The sequence below is a fragment of the Enterococcus sp. CWB-B31 genome (genome assembly GCF_020567645.1).
Lineage (GTDB): Bacteria > Bacillota > Bacilli > Lactobacillales > Enterococcaceae > Enterococcus_L.
On record NZ_JAJDJW010000028.1, the window covers coordinates 1 to 23168 of the forward strand.

Sequence of the window (23168 nt, forward strand, 5' to 3'; positions counted from 1 at the left end):
TATCAAATGAAAAGAACACCTCAATCCCTATTCATTGAAGTGCTCTATACCATTTTGGCTAACTACGCGATTAGTAGGGGGTAGCCTTTTTTTGCTTTTTTAGCGTTTTAGTTTTCGTATAAAGTGTTCTGCGTCTACAGTTCTCAACTACACAACACAACACAACACTTCGTTTCGATCTCATCAATTTCTAAACGGCAAAGCTGCTAAGAATTGAAGGACCTCGTTCCGATCCTCGAAGCATGTCTGAGGGGCATATAAGAACTTGCTCCTATGCTTCTTACGAATGCTTGGATTATACAACTGGAACAACTGTTTATTCGGCTTTAGGGGTCTCAGACATACTTATGTCACAGTCCCTTTGCGGATAATCCAATCTGCTCTCTTTTTCTTTTGAATTGCCAATAATCATCTTGAATAGACATTCTCGCTGTTTAGCTTATCCACTAAAAATTGAATGTTTTCCTGATTGATTTTTTTGTAAGGGTGGTGTACATCAAAAGGAATATTCTCATCTTTGAATATCTTTTTCAAAATCATCCGCTCAAAGAAATTCATTTTCTCTAAACGTGTAATGGTTCCTGCGAAAATTATCAGCTTTGCATGTTTGTACAACGCTTTAGGAAAAATATTTTCAAGTTGTACGTCTACTTTTTCCTGATCAAACTGAATACCTGTATTTACCAGATATAACTCTTTTTCTTTAAAAACCGATTCGTATTTCTTTAAGAACTGACGGGTGGGTTTTCGAAGCTGACCTGCATAGGCTGGAGCACAAAAAACAAGTTGAGCTGCATCTGAAAGTTGATCTGCAAGTTGGATATCGTCAACAGGAAAAATGTTAACAGACTGTTTAAGTTGATCAGCAATCAATTGTACAATCTCTTTAGTTCCACCTTTTTTAGAATCGTAAATGAGCAAAGTATCGATAATAGCATCTCCTTTTTGAACGATGTATTTTTAGTGAACGATGTTCATATTTTGTTCTTATAATATCATAAATACAGAATTTGTAAATAATAAAAGATTGAAAATAATAGCTTTATAAATTATGATTAATAAAAATAATTTTTTGAACAGTGTTCATTTTTTGGGAGAGATGTTTATGAATAGCAGAGAACGAAGAGAGCGGGAGAAAACAGTCATTGAAAATAAAATTTTTGATGCTGCTGTAGCGATTATTTTGGCTGAAGGAATTGAAAAACTCTCAATTAGGAAGATTTCCGGAAAAATTGGGTATGCTCCCGCAACTATTTATAATTATTATGAAAATAAAGAAGAGATTCTCAATCATATTTCCTATACAGTGTATCTTGAAGTAGTGGAAGAAGTAAAAAAGACGGTTGAAGTGAGCAGCCATCTGCAGCCGAATGAGCTGATAAGAATGTGCAGCTTAATATTCATTTATACGATGATGAAATACCCGGAAAAGTTTAAAGCAATCATGATGACTTCTCCAAAAATTGAAGATGAAAAGATGGAAGAGGATAACCAGGGAATTGGTATATTGCAACAACTGATTTTAACTGGAAAAGAACAAGGTATGTTTTCTGCTGCAAATGAACACTCAGCAGAACTGCATTTGATTGCACTGATGGGCTTTGTTTTTCATTGCGTAAGCAACAATATGGTACTGGATAAAGCGGGCAAGCAAATGGCGGAAGCATATGTGGATATGCTGATTCGAGGATTGGGTTAGAATCTCGCTGTAACGATGAATTTTGATAGAATTCCAAACAAGAGTATCACCGGAAAATTGCTGATTCATTCAGCATTCGGTGATACTCTTAAGAATAGATCTCTGGTCCCATCTTTTTAGGTCAGATGCATTTTACAAGTGACTTTCAATAATATTGATTAATTCTCCATCAGTAATACTTTCATCAAAAATTGCTTCTTTGACAACTACTGTTGGTACAAATTTAATATTTGCAGCTTCTGCTTCAGCAATAACATTTTGTGAAACAGTATGATTGTCTCTTTCAGTAATTTGCAAATTATCTCTGGCAAATTCTGCAACCTGTTCCAAAGGCAAATGCCCCCATTGATCTTGAGTGGCAAACATTTGATGTAAATCTGTCAAACCTTTTACCGGAAGGTCATAATTAATAAACCGATGCATTACATTGCCGGGCTGAAGGGATTCTTTTTCCTTGTCTAAAAGTTTAATGATCCGTTGAAGCTTGCCCTCATTAACATATTTAGTCAAAAGCTCGTCCTTTTCCTCGAACCATTTTTTACAGTAGGGGCAGCGAACATTCATAAATTCAATGATTTTAACTGGAGCGGTCTTTTTGCCAATAACCAAACCATCCTTTTCAGTTACTTTTGATGCATCAATTACAGAAATATCCATGGTTTATTCCTTCTTTCTACTTTATTGCTTCTCTCAGTTTACTATATTCAGTATAAAATTACAGATAGGATGCCTGATTAAATTAATGACAGTACAAAAAAACTGGGACAGTAATTATCCCAGTCAAGTCATTCCATTATTATTTGCTTAATGAACTGCTGTTTTCCATTACTTCATCGATTAAACCATACTCTTTTGCCTGCTGAGCAGTCATGAAGTTATCTCGGTCTGTGTCTTTTTCAATAACTTCAATTGGTTGACCTGTACGTTCTGCTAAAATTTTGTTTAAGCGTTCACGTGTGTCCAAGATATGCTTTGCAGCAATTTCGATTTCAGTTGCCTGACCCTGTGCACCGCCTAACGGTTGATGGATCATAATTTCAGCATTCGGTAATGCAAATCGTTTTCCTTTTTGACCGGCTGTCAGCAAGAAGCTTCCCATAGAGGCAGCCATTCCAAGTACAATTGTCTGAACATCTGCCTTAACAAAATTCATTGTGTCAAAAATAGCCAGACCAGCTGAAACGCTTCCGCCCGGAGAGTTGATATATAAATAAATATCCTTTTCAGAATCCTGTGCATCTAAAAATAATAACTGAGCAATAACTGAGTTTGCCACGTTATCATCGATAGGACCGCTTAACATAATGATTCTATCCTTTAATAGCCGTGAATAAATATCATAGGCTCTTTCGCCGCGAGATGATTGTTCTATAACTGTTGGTATTAAATTCATAATTAAATTCCTCCTATATACAAAGCTCCACACTCACATTCTAACATATCGCTGTTTCGAATGCATAAAAAAAGTATACTGTAATGGTCAATAAAGGTCAATGAAATTGCATTCTTTTTATTAATAAAAATTATGTCTTAATAAAGTATTTAAAACTTTGTTAATTGTTGCGGTTTTCAGCAGAAATCTTGGAGTGGGAGTTAGCATTTACATGCTGAATTTGTTTTGATGTTGGGAACATGTTTATGTGCAGTTGTTATTTCTGGAAGGTTCAATAAAAATAGGGCTTGGCAGGAGGAAGTATGGAGCGGCTCTGAATATTCTTTTGATGCGGAGGAGAACATAAAAAAATATATGAAAAGGCAAAGTAAATTTATGCAGCAGTATCACATTATTTATTCTAATCCTGAGATAATGGTCAATTGCAGAAACTATTATATTGCTTTGTCAGCTTTTGTAAAAAATGATGATGGCTTTTTTACAAAAGAAGAGTTAAAAAAAGCGGTTTAGATAGACTGATTTCTCTTGATCCAGCTGTTTATATGACAGCTTCTCCAAGGCTCTCTTTGGTAATGGAAACGGAAAGAAAGAGCAGATGTGAATATGCCAAGCTAGATGGATTGATAATGTCGATTTCCAGCATTCTTTGGAATATGATTTCAATCTATTCAGGAAATAGTTGTCCCGTTACTGATCAATATGATATGAGAGATATAATTTTAAGAGATGAAAAAGAAACAAAATGCTTTTTGGAAGAGTGTGAACAGTACGGATACCTTCAAGATATCTTTGGAGAAAAATTTGAAACAACTCTGGACAAATACATGGTTTTTCCTGTAACAAAAGATCATTTATTGGCTGTTGGAGATCAGTATTGTGAATAATCTTATAATAAAAAATGTATAAAATAAGCTGTTCTTATTTTGAAAATAGATCACACGTTACATTTTTCCATTATTTATGGGTATGTTATACTGTTTTATGAAGATCAATTATTGTGAGGTAAAATTAGATGCTAATTTTTTTTGTAGGAATGTCAGGTGTATTTGTAGGAGCAATTATTACTATAGTCAGTATAGGATTACGTGCTTCATTTGAAGAAAGAAAAGAATATCGGCGACGTGACCTGGAACACTTTGTCAAAGAAATAGAATCTTTAAATCTATTGAATAAAAAGATTAATGAAATTTTGCAGAAAAGGGATATCTACATCGATAAAACTGTTCATTTTTTGTCTGTGGATGACTGCTATATAAGTATTGATGATTTCATTTATTTGGAATCTTTTTCTGCTCAGAATAACTTTTATCTGCCGACTTATTTGATTGATGTATTTTTCCAAAAAATTATTCATCGTAAAGTAATTATTACTCCTGATGAAGTGGCGTCTATTGGGGGAAATACGTATAAAGGCGGAAGAGTAATCCTGGAGAATTTCTCTGAAGAACTTCTGTCTATTATTGAAGATAAGAAAAGACAAATGAAACGATTAACCAATCAGCCTATTTATTATTTCAGCAGAAAATGATGAAAATGAATAGGAGTTAGAAAGTGCGTAATGTTAAGTAGCTGTATACTTAATTACGTGCTTTTTATTTATAGAAAGACATTTTCGATTTTTTGAATTTTCTGAATTTTCTATTGACATTCTAATTTGTAGGGTTTATAGTTAACAAAAGCTTTTCGAATTCACATTTTATTTTAATTATATTCATAGTTACATAAAGGAGAATCCATTCTTATGAGAAAGACAACAAATTTTGATTTAGTCATTATTTTATATTTGAGGACTTAGAACACTGAGATTTTGTCAGATGTTTGAGTCCTATTCGTCTTTAGTGAATGGGATTCTTGCTAAGGCATCCCATCAATGGGATGCTTTTTTTGTAGGAGAAAATTAAATGGAATGTCATAAAAACTGGAATTGGAGTGATAAAAATGCGAAGCGATATGATTAAAAAAGGAATAGAAGCAGCCCCGGCTAGAAGCCTGCTGTATGCAACAGGTCAGGTGAAAAGTGCCAGAGATATGGAGAAACCATTTATAGCAATTTGTAATTCTTACATTGATATCGTTCCCGGACATGTCCATTTAAGAGAACTGGCGGATATTGCCAAGGAAGCAATCCGAGAAGCCGGTGGAATTCCGTTTGAGTTTAATACCATCGGAGTAGATGACGGAATTGCAATGGGACATATCGGGATGCGCTATTCTCTCCCAAGCAGGGAAATTATTGCAGATGCTGCTGAAACAGTGATCAATGCACATTGGTTTGATGGAGTTTTTTATATTCCAAATTGTGACAAGATTACACCGGGGATGCTGATGGCCAGCGTTCGGACCAATGTTCCTGCAATTTTCTGTTCAGGCGGACCTATGAAAGCGGGAATTGATCCGAAAGGACATACAGCAACGCTATCCTCCATGTTTGAGGCAGTCGGGGCGTTTAAAGAAGGTCAAATGACAGAAGAAGAATTTAACTTTATGGAACAAAATGCTTGTCCGACCTGTGGTTCCTGCGCCGGTATGTTTACGGCAAACTCCATGAACTGTCTGATGGAAGTATTGGGAATGGCGCTTCCTGGCAATGGGACTATTTTAGCTGTTTCAGAAGAAAGAAGAGAACTGATTCGTGAATCTGCCTTCCGTTTAATGGATCTTGTTAAAAAGCAGATTAAACCGCGTGACATTATTACCAAAGAAGCAATTGATGATGCATTTGCTCTGGACATGGCAATGGGTGGTTCAACCAATACGGTTCTTCATACATTGGCAATTGCTAACGAAGCTGAAATTGATTACGATCTTGAGTCAGTCAATGGAATTGCTAAAAGAGTTCCTTATCTATCTAAAATTGCTCCATCTTCTGCTTATTCGATGCATGATGTGCATGAAGCAGGTGGTGTCTCCGCTATTTTGAAGGAACTGGTTGATTTGGAGAATGCAATCCATCCTGACCGCATAACAGTTTCAGGAAAGACACTTCGGGAGAATGTTGAAAATGCACAAATTAAGAATGAAGAAGTGATTCATCCAAAAGAAACACCTTACAGTCCTGTAGGCGGTCTGTCAATCCTTTATGGGAACATTGCCGAGAAAGGCAGCGTTATAAAGGTAGGAGGTGTAGATCCGTCGATTAAGGTGTTTACAGGTAAAGCAATCTGCTTTAACTCACATGATGAAGCAGTTGAAGCAATTGATAATCACACGGTGAAAAAAGGTCATGTAGTTGTTATTCGTTATGAAGGACCAAAAGGCGGTCCGGGGATGCCTGAAATGCTGGCTCCTACGTCCAGTATTGTTGGCCGCGGATTAGGGAAAGAAGTAGCGTTGATTACGGACGGCCGTTTTTCCGGAGCAACAAGGGGAATCGCTGTGGGGCACATTTCTCCTGAAGCAGCAGAAGGCGGAGTTATTGCGTTAATTAAAGACGATGATGAAATTGAAATTGATTTAACAGAGCGGACATTGAATGTTCGGGTATCCGATGAAGAGTTGGCAGAAAGAAGAAAGAACCTTGAACCTTTCAAAGCAAAAGTGAAAACGGGATATCTGGCAAGATATACTGCACTTGTTACTTCTGCTCATACTGGGGGAATAATGAGAATCCCGAGTGATTTATTGGATTAGAAGGAGGAGGAGTTATGGAAAATATAAAGAGCGGTTCGAAGCTGCTGATTGATTCTTTATTGAGACAGAATGTAGAGATGATTTTCGGGTATCCCGGAGGGGCAGTTCTGCCATTATACGATGCGTTATATGACGGTGAAATTCCTCACATCCTGACAAGGCATGAACAGGGAGCCGTTCATGCAGCAGAGGGCTATGCAAAAGCAACAGGAAAGCCTGGCGTGGTAGTAGTAACCAGCGGTCCGGGAGCAACAAATGCAGTAACAGGTATAGCTGATGCAATGAGCGACTCAGTTCCTCTGATTGTGTTCACAGGTCAGGTAACAACAAACGGTATTGGAAAAGATGCATTTCAGGAAGCTGATATGGTCGGAATTACAATGCCGATTACCAAGAATAACTATCAGGTAAGAGACAGCAGCGAGCTTCCCAGAATTATTGATGAAGCCTTTCATATTGCAACAACCGGCAGAAAAGGACCGGTAGTTATTGATTTGCCAAAAGACATGCAGATTATTGAATCTGGTTCAGATAATCCTCCAGAGCTGGTTCTGCCGAGCTATCAGCCGACTGTCTATCCTAATAAGCTGCAGGTAAAAAAACTAATGGACGAGCTGTCATATGCAAAAAAACCGCTTGTTATTGTCGGAGCCGGCGTGGTTCAGGCAAATGCAAGCAAAGAGCTGACAGCGTTTATTGAAAAATATCAGCTTCCCGTATTAAGTACCTTACTTGGTCTTGGGGCGATTCCTTCCAATCATGAACTATTTCTTGGAATGGGCGGAATGCATGGCTCTTTTGCAGCTAACATGGCGTTAACCGATTGTGATTTACTGATAAATATAGGGTCAAGATTTGATGATCGTCTGGCGAGTGCGCCTCAGGAATTTGCACCAAATGCAGTAGTGGCACATATAGACATTGATCCTGCTGAAATCGGAAAGATTATCGAAACAAAGATCCCAATAGTGGCTGATGCAAAAGAAACACTCAAAGAGATGCTGGCAGTTGATATTGCTGAAGATGCTGATACTTGGACAGACTGGCGAAAAATTAACCTTTCAAGAAAAAAACTGCATCCATTCAAATATGATAAAGAACAAAAAGAAGAAATTAAACCGCAGAAGGTCATTGAATATATCGGTAAGCTGACAGACGGCGAAGCAATTGTTGCTACAGATGTAGGTCAACATCAAATGTGGACTGCTCAGTTTTACCCATTCAAAAATGAAAAGCAATTGATTACAAGCGGTGGTCTGGGAACGATGGGTTATGGCATACCGGCAGCGATTGGTGCACAGCTGGGATGCAGAGATAAGGAAGTTGTGCTGTTTGTAGGAGACGGCGGTTTTCAAATGACCAATCAGGAAATGGCTATCTTGAATGATTACAATTTGCCGATAAAAATTGTTTTATTGAATAATCAGTCTTTGGGAATGGTTAGACAGTGGCAGGAATGCTTCTTTAACCAGCGGCGCTCAGAATCTGTATTTGCAAGTCAGCCGGATTTTCTTAAGCTGGCAGAAGCTTATGGAATCAAAGCGGTTCGAATTTCCAATCCTGAAACAGTGGAAGCAGAGCTGGAAAAAGCCTTTAAAGAAAACGGTCCGATTCTAATTGAAGTTTGTGTTTCTCAAACAGAACATGTATTGCCGATGGTACCGGCAGGTAAGCCAAATTATCAGATGCTGGGGGTGGACTAATGATGAGACGAATTATTACTGCAACAGTATACAATAATTCTGGTGTTTTAAATCGCTTCAGTGGGGTTCTTACACGGCGGCAAGTGAATATAGACAGTATTTCTGTGGGACCGACTGAACAGGAAAATATATCCAGAATTACAATTATCGTCCAAGTTGAAGATCTGAATGAAAGTGAGCAGATTACTAAACAGCTGAATAAGCAGATTGATGTTATCAAGGTTTCTGACATTACAGATGAACCTCATTTGGAACGGGAACTCGCACTGATTAAGCTAAATGCGCCTGCAGCGATCCGCTCAGAATTATTTTCAGTCATTGATCCTTTTAGAGCAAATGTCATTGATGTCGGCACAAAAACAGTGGTTATTCAAGTAACAGGAACCAGTGAAAAAATCAGTGCATTTGTTGATGTTGTAGCACCCTATGGTATTAAGCAATTAGCTCGTACTGGAGTAACAGGCTTCACTCGTGGCAATCACTAAGTGGAGTTTTAATATAAAAATTTGGAGGTTTTACAATTATGGTAAAAGTTTATTACAACGATTCAGTGGAAAAAAATGCATTAGAAGGAAAGACAACAGCAATTATCGGGTATGGCTCTCAGGGACATGCTCACGCTCAAAACTTAAGAGATAATGGGAACCAGGTTGTTATTGGAATCAGAGAAGGGAAATCTGCTGATGCAGCAAGAAATGACGGATTTGAAGTACTGCCCGTAGCAGAAGCGGCAAAAAAAGCTCAACTGATTATGATTTTGGCACCTGATGAAATTCAGGGAGATCTTTATGATAACGAAATTGCGCCAAATTTGGATGCAGGGGATGCGTTGGTTTTTGCTCACGGCTTCAATATTCATTTTGATGTTATCAAACCTCCAAAGGAAGTAGATGTTTTCTTGGTAGCACCTAAAGGACCGGGACATTTAGTTCGTCGTACATTTACTGAGGGCTTTGCAGTACCGGCATTATTTGCTGTTTATCAGGATGCAACAGGAACTGCACGAGATTTGGCTCTTTCTTATGCAAAAGGCATTGGAGCAACACGTGTGGGTGTTCTGGAAACAACATTTAAAGAAGAGACAGAAACAGATTTGTTTGGTGAACAGGCTGTTTTATGCGGCGGGCTGACAAGTTTGATTGAAGCTGGGTTTGAAACTCTTACAGAGGCAGGATATCAGCCAGAGCTTGCTTATTTTGAGGTTTGTCATGAAATTAAACTAATTGTAGATTTGATTTATGAGGGTGGATTTGAAAAAATGCGTAACTCTATTTCAAATACAGCAGAGTATGGCGACTATGTTTCCGGTCCTCGTGTGATTACTGAACAGGCAAAAGCCAACATGAAAGATGTATTGACAGATATTCAAAACGGTAATTTTGCGAAGGGATTTGTAGATGATAACAAGAACGGCTTTAAAGAATTCCATAAAATGCGTGAAGAAAATGCAGGACATCCGATTGAAAAAGTGGGTGCGGAATTAAGAAAAATGATGCCGTTTGTTTCTCAAAAAGACTAGGGCGTGTCTGAAAAGTTAGTGGAATTTGAATTTTTCAGTGATTTTTGTTGAGATCAAGGAAGAAAACACAGTTTATGTGGTTCATAAACGAATAGTTATGACGATGAGTTCTATAAAAATCATTAAAATATTCGCCGTCGCCGCTTGCGTTTTCAAGCACACACTAGTACAGCAGATACAGACAAAGAGGTGAGAGAAGAGCGTGACAAAACTTACAAAAGAAAAGATAGCTGAAGCATATGAGCATCTTGCAAAGGTAGTAATTAAAACGCCTCTTCAATATGATGTCTATCTGTCTCAAAAATATCAGTGCAATGTCTATTTGAAGAGAGAGGACCTTCAGAAAGTGAGGTCGTTCAAACTCAGGGGCGCTTACTATGCAATTTCTCAAATTTCCCCTGATACGTTGGCTAACGGTGTTGTCTGCGCCAGTGCTGGAAACCATGCACAGGGCGTAGCGTACACCTGTCATGAAATGAAGGTACCCGCGACAATTTTTATGCCGACAACAACGCCTCAGCAGAAAATTTCACAGGTCCAGTTTTTCGGTGGGGATGAAGTAGCTATTCAATTGGTAGGAGATACATTTGATGCCTCTGCGAAGGCAGCAAAAGAATATGCTGTTCAAAATAAGCAGACCTTTATTGATCCATTTGATGATTTAAATATTATGGCGGGACAGGGAACCGTCGCAGTGGAAATCTTTAATAAGGTAAAAGAAGAAGCAATACAGATTGACTATCTGCTTTCAGCAATCGGCGGAGGCGGATTGATCAGCGGAACTTCTGTTTACACTAAGGCAGTCAGTCCAATTACAACGGTCATTGGTGTTGAACCAAAAGGGGCTCAGTCAATGAAAGCTGCTTTTGAAACAGGCAGGCCGATTGAATTATCGAGTGTAGATAAATTTGTAGATGGAGCAGCTGTAAAAAAGGTGGGTAATCAAACCTATGAATATGCAGTCGAATCTGTTGATCAGCTGCTGTCAGTGGATGAGGGACAGATTTGCTCAACTATTTTAGAACTTTATTCCAAGCAGGCAATCGTTGTAGAACCTGCAGGAGCACTAAGTGTTGCCGCTTTGGAACAGATGAAGGGAAAAATTAAAGGGAAAACCGTGGTTTGTATCATCAGCGGGGGAAATAATGATATTAATCGGATGGCCGAAATTGAAGAACGTTCATTGATTTTCGAAGGTCTGAAGCATTATTTTGTTATCAATTTTCCTCAAAGACCTGGAGCCTTGAAAGAATTTGTAAATGATGTACTTGGACCGGATGATGATATTACAAGATTCGAATATACGAAGAAGGTAAACAGAGGGACTGGTCCAGTAATCCTGGGTATTCTTCTGAAAAGAAAAGAAGATCATGCTCAGCTTATAAAGAATCTCAGCGCATTCGATCCAACCTATATAGATTTAAGTGAGAACGAGTCGCTATATGCATTACTTGTTTAAAATAATAAGTGCTGACTGAACTTTGAGACGAAAACAAAAAGCTTTTCATTTATTAAATTAGAATAAATGGAAAGTTTTTTGTTATTTTAAATAGATGAAAGCGGTTGAAATATATCAAAAATAATAAATATAAATAAAAAAAATTATGAGTAATTTTATCTAAAAAAAATAATAATAATGATTATTTCCAGCTACCATAAAAATTAGTAAAGTTTTCGTTGAAAACGAAAAAGACTGCTTGCCATTTTTACTGAAAGGACGTATATTTAATTTATAGCTGAAAAAGCTTTTTAAAAATTAAAAATAATGACCTTAAAATAGATTATAGTAAAGTTGGTATATAGATGGAACAGAATAAAAGGCTGAAAAATAGCCGTTATATCACCGGATTCGATGGGATTCGGACGATTGCTGTTGTCGGGGTTATCCTATATCATTTGTCTCCGCGAATCATGAGTGGAGGATATTTGGGAGTGCCGATATTTTTTACTCTCTCGGGGTACTTAATTACAGATTTACTACGTCAGGAATGGCTCCAAAATGATGAAATAGATGTTAAAGGATTTTATATAAGAAGAATGAAAAGGTTATATCCGGGATTAATCGTTATGTTAATTTCCGCCTCAGCATATATCGTCTTTTTTCAAAAAGATTTGTTGAATAATCTACGGGGAGTCATAGCCAGCAGCTTGTTATATTATAATAACTGGTGGCAGATATTTCATGGATTTTCCTACTTTGATCGCTTTGCAACTCAATCACCGTTCACTCATATCTGGTCTTTAGCCGTTGAGGCTCAAAACTACTTGGTCTGGCCCTTAATGTTTATCCTTTTAAAAAGATATTTAAAAACCAATAAAAAGATTGTCAGTGCTGTTTTAACAGCGGCCTGTTTTTCTGCTCTGCTGATGGCAATGCTTTATGTTCCAAGAGCAGATCCTACAAGAGTTTATTATGGAACTGATACACGTTTGTTTTCCATCTTGCTGGGAAGCGGATTAGCTTTTGTTTGGCCAACACTTAGATTAAAAGAAGAGATTCCGCAAAAAGCACGTTACCTTTTGAATGGTATCGGATGTGTCTCATTGGCAGCAGTTATACTGTCATTTATTTTTTTAGCAGACCATTACAGCTTTATTTATCGTGGTGGAATGTTTGTATTGAGTATTTTTTCCACTCTCCTTGTTGCAATAACCGCTCATCCGGGAGCAGACCTTAATAAGTGGCTGACAAATCCTGTTTTTACATGGATCGGAAAACGAAGCTATGGGATTTATCTTTACCAGTTTCCTGTGATGATTTTTTATGAAGCCAGAATCAAAGATTTGAATGAATACCTCGTTCTTCACTCAATTATTGAAATAATTTTAATTTTGGGGATCAGCGAGCTTTCCTATAGATTTATAGAAAAACCATTAGGCGCTTTTTATTATAAATATATCTGGTATGCATTAAAAGATTTAGTCAAAAGACCATGGATTACTGTTCAAAAAGTCACTTTTGTAATAGGTGTTGTATTGTTTGGTATGGCCGCATACAGCTGGACCATTGCCCCCTCAAATTATGTAACAGCAGATCAACAGCAGCTGCAGGAAACCATCGCAAACAATAAAAAACGAGCTGAGGAACGAAGACAGGCCAATAAAGAAAACACTGAGAGCAGTACAACTTCAACGTTTACATCAGATTCAGCGACTGAAGGGGAGATAGCTGATCCTGCTCATTACGGGTTGACGGATAAAGAATGGGCCAATGCTCAGGAGCTCGAAGTAACTGTTTTTGGCGATTCAGTTATACTGGACGGTGCGGGCATCTTGCAGTCTATTTTCCCAAAGATGATTATTGATGGAGAAGTAGGCCGACAGCTTTACAGTAGTGGAGAAGCTTTGCAGCAGTTGAAAACAGATAATCAGCTGAAAAATACTGTATTGATTAGTCTGGGTACAAACGGCTTATTTACAGAAGCACAATTTGACAGTGTTATGCAAATTATTGGGAGTGAACGGCAGGTATACTGGTTGAATGTTCGGGTACCGACACGAAGGTGGCAAAACGAAGTGAATAGTCTGCTGGAAGCAATGAACAATAAATACTCAAACTTGACGATTATTGACTGGTACGGAGTTAGCAAGGATCATGATGAGTGGTTTTATGAAGATTTTGTTCATCCAAATATTGAGGGTCAGGTTAAATATGCAGAGCTGATTTCCAAAAGTCTAATAAATGGTATAGAGAAATAAGAGAAATTTTTAGTGAGGCATCCAACAGATGAAAATCCTGTGTGTTGTCTATTTTTGATTCATTAACAGATTATCCGATATACTAGCTGAAAAAATATGGCATAAGATAAACTCAAAACAATGATAAAATAAAAGGCTCTGTGACATTAGGATGTCTGAGCCGCCTAAAGCCAAATAAACGGTGTTCCAGTCTTTGTATGATTCGAGCATTCGTAAGAAGCGTAGAAGCAAGTTCTTACATGCCCCTCAGACATGCTTCGAGGATTGGAACGAAGCCCTTCAATTCTTAGCGGCTCTGCCGTTTAGAAATTGATGAGATCGAAACGAAGTGTCGTGTAGTGTAGTGAGAATCGTAGACGCAGAAAAACGGATACAGTGTAATGTTTTGTCTCGAGAATCGTTAGACTCGCAGAGACAGCAGTTCTTCTCCGCTACGCATACCATTCTGCTAAAGTACGAATATAAGCAGAAGTGGCAAAGTAGAACTAGCACTTGTCGGTCCTAAACTGTGCTGAGTAATCGCAGGCAACATCTCGGAAATAAGGCGAACGATACTGAAATAATGCAGCTTATTTAGCAAGGATGGATAGATGAACTCTCTACAAATGATCCGATTGCGATTATAGATAGCATGCCTTGTCCATTTTGTAAAACGATATGAAATAGACGAGCAATCAACTTATCAGAAGTTGTAGGTATTGACTGAATGCAACGAAAAAAATCTATTGTTATGGAGTATCAGTTCATAGTAAAACACCAATGAAAAGCCCTAAAGGGGTCATTTCATTGGTGTTTTTGAGTAAAAAAACTGGTATAAGCTCAGTTTTTTAATGAACTTATACCAGTTTTAATTTAAAAAATAAATAAAAGTATCAGTCAATTAACTAAAAAAGTTAATTGATAAATATTCTTGTATTCAGTTCTTCCAAGAAATAAAATATATTATCTTTTGAAAAATAAACGTGATTTTTACAAATTTAACTATACTCACTATACTCTAAATTTTAGTCATAGTAAATCTTAAAATCAATCATTTTTTTTCATTTTTTTTGGTGAAACATAAAAAAAATGAGAATCTTTTTCGTTTTCATAATGTATTTTTATTGTGGTTGTACTTTTCCAATACTTTTTGAGCCGTCAAAAAATTAGTCAATATTAGGAGTGAGGGAGCTTGCCAAGAAAAGGTGAAAATATTTATAAAAGAAAAGATGGACGATGGGAAGGCAGGTATAAAAAATCAAGAAATAAAGAAAATCGTCTCATATATGGGTATGTTTATGGTAAACGATACAGTGAAGTAAAAGAAAAATTAATTAAATATCAATCGGAATTTATTGACAGTAATAAAACTATTTATTCAGGAACTACTTCTGAATGGTTCACTTACTGGCTTCATAAAGTGGTTAAAAATAGAGTGAAGCCTTCAACCTGGTCAAGTTATGAATCAAAAATTAGAAATCATATTATTCCTTTTCTGGGCAGAAAAAAATTGAACCAGCTGGAAAGAACCGATGTTATGGCACTTATTGAATTTCTACTGTCTCAGGGCTATTCCATTAATATGGTTAAAATTATTTTGACTATCTTAAAGAACAGTTTGAACTATGCTGTTGTTAACGGATATTTAAATAAATATCCTTATAAAAATATTGTACTTCCTTCTATTAAAAGAAAGGGTATTCGGTCCTTGTCTGTAGAAGAACAAAAGATACTTGAAGAAGCCGCCTTTAGAAATACCTATTATTCAGCTGTAATCATCAGTCTGGCAACCGGGATGAGGATTGGAGAGATAAGCGGGTTAAGGTGGGAGGATATTGATTTTACAAGAGAAATTATTTCTGTGAATCGAACTCTTCAGCGAATTCCAGACCCGGATAATCAGAATACAACGATGATTATTATGGGAGAGCCAAAAACAAAAAGTTCACTACGTAAAATTCCACTGGCTGTAAACCTCAAAAATTACTTGGTAAAACTAAAAAAGAGCAGTTGTTCAGAGTATGTTGTTTCCTGCTCGGAAGGCTTTACTGAGCCCAGGGTGATTAATTATCACTTCAAAAAACTTCTAAAGTATACCGGTATCAGAAATATCAACTTCCATTGTCTTCGTCATACATTTGCTACCAGATGTGTAGAAAATGGAGCAGATATTGCATCATTAAGTAAAATACTTGGACACACGTCCATTAAATTAACACTGGATACCTATACGGATTCATTTTGGGAAAAACGAAAAGAAGCAATGAATTTGATTGACTTGGAGCAATTTAACAGAAGCAAATAAAACTGATTTTAAAGCCGTCACTGTTTTGGTCATATCTGACAGGAACTCCTGTCAGATATGCCGAAGCAGTGATTTTTCTTGGAAGAACTGATTCCATTACATAATTATACTATCTAAACGTAAAAAAGTATTGCAGGAAATTTTTGATGTTATGGTGTATTGCTAGATAACTTTTTAAGAAAATATACATCAAACAGAAATGAAGTGAGGAGGAATCAGTATGTACAACATAGGGATAACCCAACCGGTAGAGGAATTTGAGCGTACATATGTCGAGAAGCTTGGCAGAAATCAGTACAAATTAGTTACAGTAGATGTGAACAACATGGATACGATTCTTTCAGATCTGGATGGTGTTCTTTTGAAAGAAAATGAAAAGAATTTAAGTGAAACGTGCGGCATCATAATGAAAATTAGAGAACGATCAAATTCATTTATTTGGGTATTGTCAGAAAAACCAACAGCTGTTCAAAAAGTTATCTATCTTCATTTAGGTGCGGATGGAACTTTTAGCAATGAAAATGAACCGGAGGAGATGACTCTGACAATAAAAAATCTGCTGAATCGTCAAAAAAAAGCAAGCGGAACAGAGAATGATAAACCGCTGGATTCAAAAGAGGAAGTACAATCGGGGGCAGTTAGTCATTTCAAATTGTTGCCGAATAACTTGAGTGTCCAAATCGGTAAAGAGAGGACAGAAGTTACGTTAACCCGCCTCGAATTTAAACTATTGTCCCTTCTGTATGAGCATCAGTCTCAAGGGCTTTCTTATAAAGAAATTTATGAGAATATTTGGGACGATGCTTATAAAGGGTCCAAATATCGGGTGGCAAATTTGATTTTCCATTTAAGAGAAAAACTGGAATTGCAGAATATTAATTCCAGCATTATCAAAACGGTTCGATCAAAGGGCTATATGCTGAGCCTGAATTAAAAAGAATTATCTTTTAAAAGTAATTCGTAGTTTCTGGGTAATTCAGCTGCACATTGATAGTTGTTTTATGAATAATTTGGTTTCACTTTTTCTGCTATCACAAATTTAGATCATCTTACTATAAGACTGGGACAAATAAATAATCACGTATACCAATATCAAATCGGATTTATTCTGGTAAAGAATAAGAGGTATGAGAGGAAAGTGTTCCCGTGGATTAGAAGGATAGAATTGGATAGTCAGAAAAATGAAATATAGTGTGCTGTCCGACACACAAAAAATAGAAAAGGGGAGGAGTTGAAAAAATATGAAAATCGGGAAAAAAAGTTTGACAGCTGTTTTGTCTATTGCACTTACAGGTTTAGTATTCCAGTGGACCTTGAGTACTCCGATTAAGGCGAATGAAGAGGCTGTTAAAACTGAAATAAGCTCCAGCGGAACAGATTTATTGCAGCAGGATATAATACCTGCAGCAGACAGCAGCATGCTGAGAAATGAGGTGGAGAAAGAGCAGACAGAGACTTCTCAAACTCAGGAAGAAGCTGAAAAAGAGACAGAAGAAAGTGCTGTTTTTCCGGTGGAGAAGAGAGCAGTAAATCTGCTTGCAGCCGGTACGGCAGAAGTCACTGACTGGCAAACATTTGTTGAAGCCTTAGCTGATTCAAGTATCACAACGATTTCATTAGCAAATGATATCCAGCTTACAGGTACACTCAATAACTATGAAGGTCTGTTTGATAAAGATTCTGTGAATCTTGCTGCCGGCAATGCTTTTTTGTTTGTCAGCAAGGCTGCAATTTCCAGATCACTGGTTATTGATGGAAATGGATATACCTTTGACTTTGGAAATTTAGCAATCGGCTTTATGAATGCAGCAACGAATACTTCTAGTTACTGGGATATTACGCTGCAAAACATTACAGTTAAATCTGTAAATCCTTACGCACCATTTTATTATCCTGTGTTGCCTCAGGCAGAAGCTGGAAAAGGTATGACGTCCTATTTGAGTAACTCAAGACTGACCTATGGTGAGAACTTTGTTCATATTAAATCGGTGAATGACATGATCACATTTTTCTTGGCTTACGCAAATCGCAGCGTAACGGAGATTAATTTAGCGAATGATATCGTGTTTCCAATGGGAGTGACAAGTGTGGGTTACCAATTACCAGATATAAATAATGTTGCGACAAATATATTTGGAGGTACCACTAGCGTGAACATTATATCTGGGGGTACACAGTTCCTTTACACGAATGTCAGTGGAGCAGCAAGAGCATTTACTCTTGAAGGTAATGGCTACTCCATGGATTTCGGTTCAGTTACTTTATGTGTAAATAATGTGACTTTGAATGATGGCAGTGGTTTTAACTTACGATGGCATCAAACCTATCAGAATATCAATTTCTTCCATGGAAATTATTGGGGACCTATTGAAATTCAGGATTTAAATGATGTATACGAACGTGAGTGTTGGCAACGTTTTGTGGATGTTACCGATTATGGAGCACAATTCGTTCAGGCAGAAGCCTCTACACTTTATTTCGGTGGAAATATCCATCTAGAGCAGCAAGAATTTTATCGCTCAATCGGTAAAGATGGCAATCCACTGAGATCGAATGGTGTTAACTATGGTGGAAGTACAGATTTTTCTTACTTTCAAGTGAATAACAACAATAACCAGACAATAGGTGTCTCTAATGCAACTTTTGAAGATAACGCAACAGTGTTTCTTTCTTCAATTGGTGGGGTTGTTATTGATTTATGGCCTGGTGGGGACTTAATTATCGGAGAAAATGTACAAATGGAAGCAGTTAGAAACGGTCCGAATAATGCGGGAGAAGGATATGCGGGTGTTTTAAGTTTGCGTGGTGGTAACATTGAAGTTGGTAAAAATTCAATAGTTAACCTGACTTCCCATCACTCAGTACAACCCGCAGTTCTAAGTCTTAACTCTACTGATGCATCTATTGACATTTTAGAAGGAGCAGAAGTCAATATTAGTGTGGATTCTTATTCAGGTTCTGGAAACAATATTGTTCTAAATCCAATTTATTTGGGTGGAGGTTCTATTAATGTAAATGGAACTTTGAACGTGAAGGGAACTAATATGGGCACCTCTAATACCCATATGATTTGGTCGCCATATCCTGTGAGTTTTGTGATTGGAAAAAAAGGTAGTCTTGATATTCAAAGTGACAGTACTTCTGTTAATCAACACTTAATTTTTATGAATAATGCAGCATCTACTTTCCAATTTTCAGATGCTCAGAGAGTAAACTTACAAAGAACTAAAGAGATGAGTTCTGCTACGTCTACCAATAATGGTTTAATTTATTCCGGAGGAATCTTGGAAGTTTCAGTGCAAAATGTTTTTCAATGGAATTTGAATAACATGAGCGGTGGAACAACAGCAGACACCGGTTACGATTTTGATTATGTACCAATGTCAAGTATGCTGCTTAATTATAATAACAGCTATAACCCAACGATAACCTCTGCCAACTCTATGACAAATGCTACACTGAACAGCTTTAAGGAAAACTTTACAACTCGAGGACAACAGCGTGTGCTGTTTACCCGAATTCCAGATCCAAGTGTCTCCATTCATAGTATCTCGAATGATAATCCAGATGATCCGGGCTCGTATACAGTGTATGGGTATGCAGTTCCGGGCACCTACATTCGACTTTGGGAAGAAGCACTGAACGGGACGACTTCCGCAAAAGAAAAAGGGGTTAATGATACGATTGAATCACCCGTTGAAGATACCGGAATGGCGCAGGAAACGCGTGATAACTTTACTGTTCAGGCGGACAGTGACGGCAACTGGTCGTATACAATCAGCTCTGGAAATTATTTCACTGCTGGAAATGTCATCCATGCGTATGGGTTCGCCAATCTGAAATCAGAAGAACCGACACAGGTTGTTTTGGATAAGACGCCGCCTACAGCCACACCGGTGACTTTCTATATCAGTCAGGGAGATGATCTGCCTGATCCAAGTGCGTTCGTGAAGGATGCAGCGGATACCAGTCCAATCAATACCGGCTTTGATTATGCCTATACGGATGAAGCAGAAGCTGAGCTCCAACGAAACACTGTAGGGACACACACCATTAAAATCAATGTATCGGATCGAGCTACAGATGCAGACGGCAATGCTGCACCGAATACAGCGGTGATTGAAGCGACATTAATTGTTTATGAAAAAGCTTCAGGTATTACTGCCAATGATTTAGAAGTAGCTTATGTCGATATTCGAGACCTGACAGATGCAGAATTAGCAGCATATATTCTGGCGAACAGTCAGCCGGAAGCATTTAATATTGCTAATGGTACGTTCACTGATTTAACAGAGTATGTTCAGGTTAGTGATTTTGGCGGTTTGAATGAGTACGGTAATTTACGACCGGATACGCCGTATGTGGTGACGTTAACGGTGCCGGCAAACGCAGAAACAGGGTTGTCTACGCCATTAACAACAACGATTCAGGTCGTTGTCATCAACATGGATGCCGTATTGACCGTTCAGTTTGAAGATGAGAGCGGAACAGTATTATCCGGCTATACCCTGACAATTGGGGAAGGTCAAACCATTGATACTGCTTTAAATGTGGGGGATGTGATTGACTTAACCAGCAGTGAGTTCCAAGCGGTTCAGGATCAGCTGACAGCGCTGGAAACAGCAGGGTATGAGATCAGTGTGCGACCGGAGAATGAAACCAATTTCTCTATTACAGAGACTGCACAAACGGTGACCTATAAAGTCACAGGGCAGCTGTTTCTAAAATCAGCACCATCAACCGTTGACTTTGGCAGCATCACGTACAATGCGAAGGTGCAGCGAGTAGACAATCCAAGCACGGATGGTGATTTGGTGGTTACAGATACTCGTGCCAATCAAGCCGATGGCTGGACATTGTATGCCGCATTAACTACAAACATGAAAAATGATGAAACAGGTTCTGTAATGAACGAAGCCCTTTGGTATGTGGACAGTGCAGGAGAGGAAATCTCTCTAACCTTGGATTCCGGCAATCAGCCTATTTATACCAATGCCTCTGGGGGTACCTTTGATGTCACTGGCACATGGGGCGATACGTCAGCAGATCCTGGATTGAAATTAGTTGCAGACCCAACTAAAACCACGGTGTCAAGTATCGGTACCTATTCTGGTGTAGTGACTTGGACAATCATGGCTGGACAACCGTAGAAGGGAAGGAAAAAAATGAATATAAGAAAAGCTTTCCTCCTGAGTCTTGCCCTGTTCCTGGTTGGGATAGCTGGGTTCTCGCCAACTGCACTGGCAACAATGGGTGCTGGAGGGCAAGTCAACAGTAAAGGACAAATTACATTTTATGAGGGGACTATTGAGTCCTCAACGACAGAGCCGTCAATAACAGAATCATCGACTGCTGAACCAACACAAACTTCCAGCAGCCGTGCAGTGACAGTAACAAAACCACAAGGAGGGGGAACCCTTCCCAGCACAGGTGAAATCGTACAAAAGTACAGCCTGATGGGAGCAGGTCTAATCGCGGCGTTGATCGCCTTCCTTCTCTTCCGTCGGAGAAAGAAGGAGGAGCTATGAAACTTATTACTTATTTCAAGTGTTCGCTTGCTCTGCTTCTTTTCGCCGGTATGACGGCAGCTGTTGGAGAACAGGCCTGCGCCTCCAGTCTGGACGGCAGTGGTTCTGTGAATGTGGTAGGTAAGGACATCAGTCCGCCTGTTGATCCGGAAAAGCCGGGGAACGAAGTCAATCCCGGTGAAGGACCATCCACCACCGGTGATCTCAGAATAGACTTCGTTTCCAGTCTGAATTTTGCGGCGGCTGAAATCACAGAGACGAATCGAACGTATGAGTCATTGGCCCAGCTGTTTCACAGTGATACGGCTGCTCGCGGGTATTATATCCAAGTGAGTGATTTTCGTTCGGAACCCTCCGGGTGGTCGTTAACCTTGTCTCAGGATACACCATTTACCAGCTCGATCATTCAAACACTTGAGGATCAGAGCTTAAAGGGAGCAGTATTGTCTTTTGGCAATGGTTGGGCAAACTCGGCTGGAAACAGTCAAACGCCAACGGTTAGTCGGGATACTCTGGCAATCAACGAAATGAACACAGCGTATACCGTGGCAGTTGCTGGAAGCGGTCAAGGGAAAGGCGTTTGGACGATTGCCTTTGGCGCATCAGGTGAAAATACTTCGAATCAGGAGAACACTCTGACTGCGTTGACGGATAAAAATGGCAATGCCATTATTGATCCAATCTTTAATAAGCCCAGCTACAGTAATTCAGCGGTATCATTAAGCGTACCGGAAACGATTAACATTTATCCGGTTCAATATACCACCACATTAACGTGGAGTTTGGAAGCTGCACCAACAGAATAAAGCAGCACTTAACATTCGGCAAATTGGAGTCATTCCATTTGTATATATATCACACAAAATCTAGGAGGAACAAAAAATGAAATTAAGAAAATTATGTGCAGTAGCGTTAGTAGCAACAATCGGAGCAGCAACAGTAGGATCAGTAGCAGCAAGTGCAGATCAAGTATCATTGGATTCTAAAGGACATGTAGAGGTAATTGGAGGAACGATTGATCCAGAAAATCCAGATATTGTTGACCCGGAAAACCCAGAAGGACCTGAGATTGATCCAGAAACACCAGGTATTGTAATAAACCCAGATATCGAAAACAAAGGAATTATTTCAGTATCAAATCTAGAGTTTGGTCAAATTTCTGTTGGTACAACTGAAGCAAGTGCTGAAGCTCTTCAATTACCAGCTGGCGGAACACGTGGTAATATCGTATCATTTGGTGATGTGACTGGTTCATACACTGGGTATACAATTACCGGTGAATTGACAAGCCAATTTACAAATGGCACAACAACGCTTGATGGCGCATCAATCACATACACAAACCCACTATTGGCAACATCAGGAACAGGAACAATTGCAGCGGCAGTTCCGGCATCCGTTGTATTGAGCACAGAAGAAGGAGCAAAAACATTTGTTTCTGCAGCAGCTGGCGAAGGAAGCGGTCTATGGACATTGGAATTTGGTCAAAGCGCAACTTCTGAAGCAGGTACTCCTGGAACAGATGCAAACTCTGTTGAGTTAGCAATTCCTACAAGTGTAGCTTCTGCTATGACATTAGGTCATTATGAAGCAACAGTTACTTGGACAATGGGTGCTACTGCATAATAAAGAACCATTAGTTTTATGTTTTATTGGGGTAAGCTGGTAATTATTTACCAGCTTACTTTTTCAATCAATGTATATACATAGAAC

The 23168-nt window shown here is 38.5% G+C and carries 19 protein-coding genes; 16 read left to right on the forward strand and 3 right to left on the reverse strand.

Going from position 1 to position 23168, the window contains the following annotated elements:
- Positions 1-408 precede the first annotated feature (408 nt).
- Positions 409-921: a flavodoxin domain-containing protein gene (locus LI954_RS15670; RefSeq protein WP_267491520.1), complete on the reverse strand. Its 513-nt coding sequence runs from the start codon at positions 919-921 to the stop codon at positions 409-411.
- Positions 922-1105: 184 nt separating this feature from the next.
- Between LI954_RS15670 and LI954_RS15675 the strand changes: the two genes are divergently transcribed.
- On the forward strand, positions 1106-1699 hold the full coding sequence (locus LI954_RS15675) for a TetR/AcrR family transcriptional regulator (protein ID WP_229442501.1): 594 nt from the start codon (positions 1106-1108) through the stop codon (positions 1697-1699).
- A gap of 132 nt (positions 1700-1831) precedes the next feature.
- Here LI954_RS15675 and LI954_RS15680 read toward each other — a convergent pair whose 3' ends face one another.
- Positions 1832-2356: a DsbA family protein gene (locus LI954_RS15680; RefSeq protein ID WP_229444950.1), complete on the reverse strand. Its 525-nt coding sequence runs from the start codon at positions 2354-2356 to the stop codon at positions 1832-1834.
- Positions 2357-2495: 139 nt separating this feature from the next.
- A complete protein-coding gene (gene clpP / locus LI954_RS15685) occupies positions 2496-3092 on the reverse strand; it encodes an ATP-dependent Clp endopeptidase proteolytic subunit ClpP (protein WP_202069118.1) in 597 nt (198 codons plus the stop codon).
- 354 nt (positions 3093-3446) lie between these two features.
- Here clpP and LI954_RS15690 point away from each other — a divergent pair, with 354 nt between their 5' ends.
- The 15 genes from LI954_RS15690 (at position 3447) to LI954_RS15760 (ending at position 23081) form a co-directional block, all read left to right on the forward strand.
- Positions 3447-3602, forward strand: a complete 156-nt coding sequence (locus LI954_RS15690; RefSeq protein WP_229444951.1) for a hypothetical protein — start codon at positions 3447-3449, stop codon at positions 3600-3602.
- Between the two features lie 62 nt (positions 3603-3664).
- The gene (locus LI954_RS15695; protein WP_229444952.1) at positions 3665-3976 is read left to right on the forward strand and encodes a hypothetical protein; all 312 of its coding nucleotides are present in this window, start codon (positions 3665-3667) and stop codon (positions 3974-3976) included.
- A gap of 128 nt (positions 3977-4104) precedes the next feature.
- Complete coding sequence (locus tag LI954_RS15700) at positions 4105-4620, forward strand: hypothetical protein (protein WP_202069115.1); 516 nt, start codon at positions 4105-4107, stop codon at positions 4618-4620.
- Positions 4621-5030: 410 nt separating this feature from the next.
- Positions 5031-6722 carry a dihydroxy-acid dehydratase gene (ilvD, locus tag LI954_RS15705; protein ID WP_229442498.1) on the forward strand — a complete coding sequence of 564 codons (1692 nt, stop codon included), beginning with the start codon at positions 5031-5033 and terminating at the stop codon, positions 6720-6722.
- 14 nt (positions 6723-6736) lie between these two features.
- Positions 6737-8425, forward strand: a complete 1689-nt coding sequence (gene ilvB, locus LI954_RS15710; protein WP_229442497.1) for a biosynthetic-type acetolactate synthase large subunit — start codon at positions 6737-6739, stop codon at positions 8423-8425.
- A gap of 2 nt (positions 8426-8427) precedes the next feature.
- A complete protein-coding gene (ilvN, locus tag LI954_RS15715; RefSeq protein WP_202069111.1) occupies positions 8428-8910 on the forward strand; it encodes an acetolactate synthase small subunit in 483 nt (160 codons plus the stop codon).
- 38 nt (positions 8911-8948) lie between these two features.
- Positions 8949-9944, forward strand: a complete 996-nt coding sequence (gene ilvC, locus LI954_RS15720) for a ketol-acid reductoisomerase (RefSeq protein ID WP_202069109.1) — start codon at positions 8949-8951, stop codon at positions 9942-9944.
- A gap of 202 nt (positions 9945-10146) precedes the next feature.
- Positions 10147-11403 carry a threonine ammonia-lyase IlvA gene (ilvA, locus tag LI954_RS15725; RefSeq protein WP_229442496.1) on the forward strand — a complete coding sequence of 419 codons (1257 nt, stop codon included), beginning with the start codon at positions 10147-10149 and terminating at the stop codon, positions 11401-11403.
- Between the two features lie 344 nt (positions 11404-11747).
- Entirely contained in the window at positions 11748-13643 is a 1896-nt protein-coding gene (locus LI954_RS15730; protein ID WP_229444953.1) for an acyltransferase family protein, read from the forward strand.
- A 1171-nt stretch (positions 13644-14814) separates the two neighbouring features.
- Complete coding sequence (locus tag LI954_RS15735) at positions 14815-15927, forward strand: tyrosine-type recombinase/integrase (protein ID WP_202069106.1); 1113 nt, start codon at positions 14815-14817, stop codon at positions 15925-15927.
- Between the two features lie 220 nt (positions 15928-16147).
- On the forward strand, positions 16148-16861 hold the full coding sequence (locus tag LI954_RS15740) for a winged helix-turn-helix domain-containing protein (RefSeq protein WP_202069105.1): 714 nt from the start codon (positions 16148-16150) through the stop codon (positions 16859-16861).
- A 307-nt stretch (positions 16862-17168) separates the two neighbouring features.
- A complete protein-coding gene (locus LI954_RS15745; RefSeq protein WP_229444954.1) occupies positions 17169-21077 on the forward strand; it encodes a pectate lyase-like adhesive domain-containing protein in 3909 nt (1302 codons plus the stop codon).
- A 15-nt stretch (positions 21078-21092) separates the two neighbouring features.
- Positions 21093-21455 carry an LPXTG cell wall anchor domain-containing protein gene (locus tag LI954_RS15750; protein WP_229444955.1) on the forward strand — a complete coding sequence of 121 codons (363 nt, stop codon included), beginning with the start codon at positions 21093-21095 and terminating at the stop codon, positions 21453-21455.
- Positions 21452-22261, forward strand: coding sequence for a WxL domain-containing protein (locus tag LI954_RS15755; protein ID WP_229444956.1), 810 nt, complete (start codon positions 21452-21454; stop codon positions 22259-22261). Before LI954_RS15750 ends, LI954_RS15755 begins: the two co-directional genes overlap by 4 nt.
- A gap of 76 nt (positions 22262-22337) precedes the next feature.
- Positions 22338-23081: a WxL domain-containing protein gene (locus tag LI954_RS15760; protein WP_202067104.1), complete on the forward strand. Its 744-nt coding sequence runs from the start codon at positions 22338-22340 to the stop codon at positions 23079-23081.
- Positions 23082-23168 lie beyond the last annotated feature (87 nt).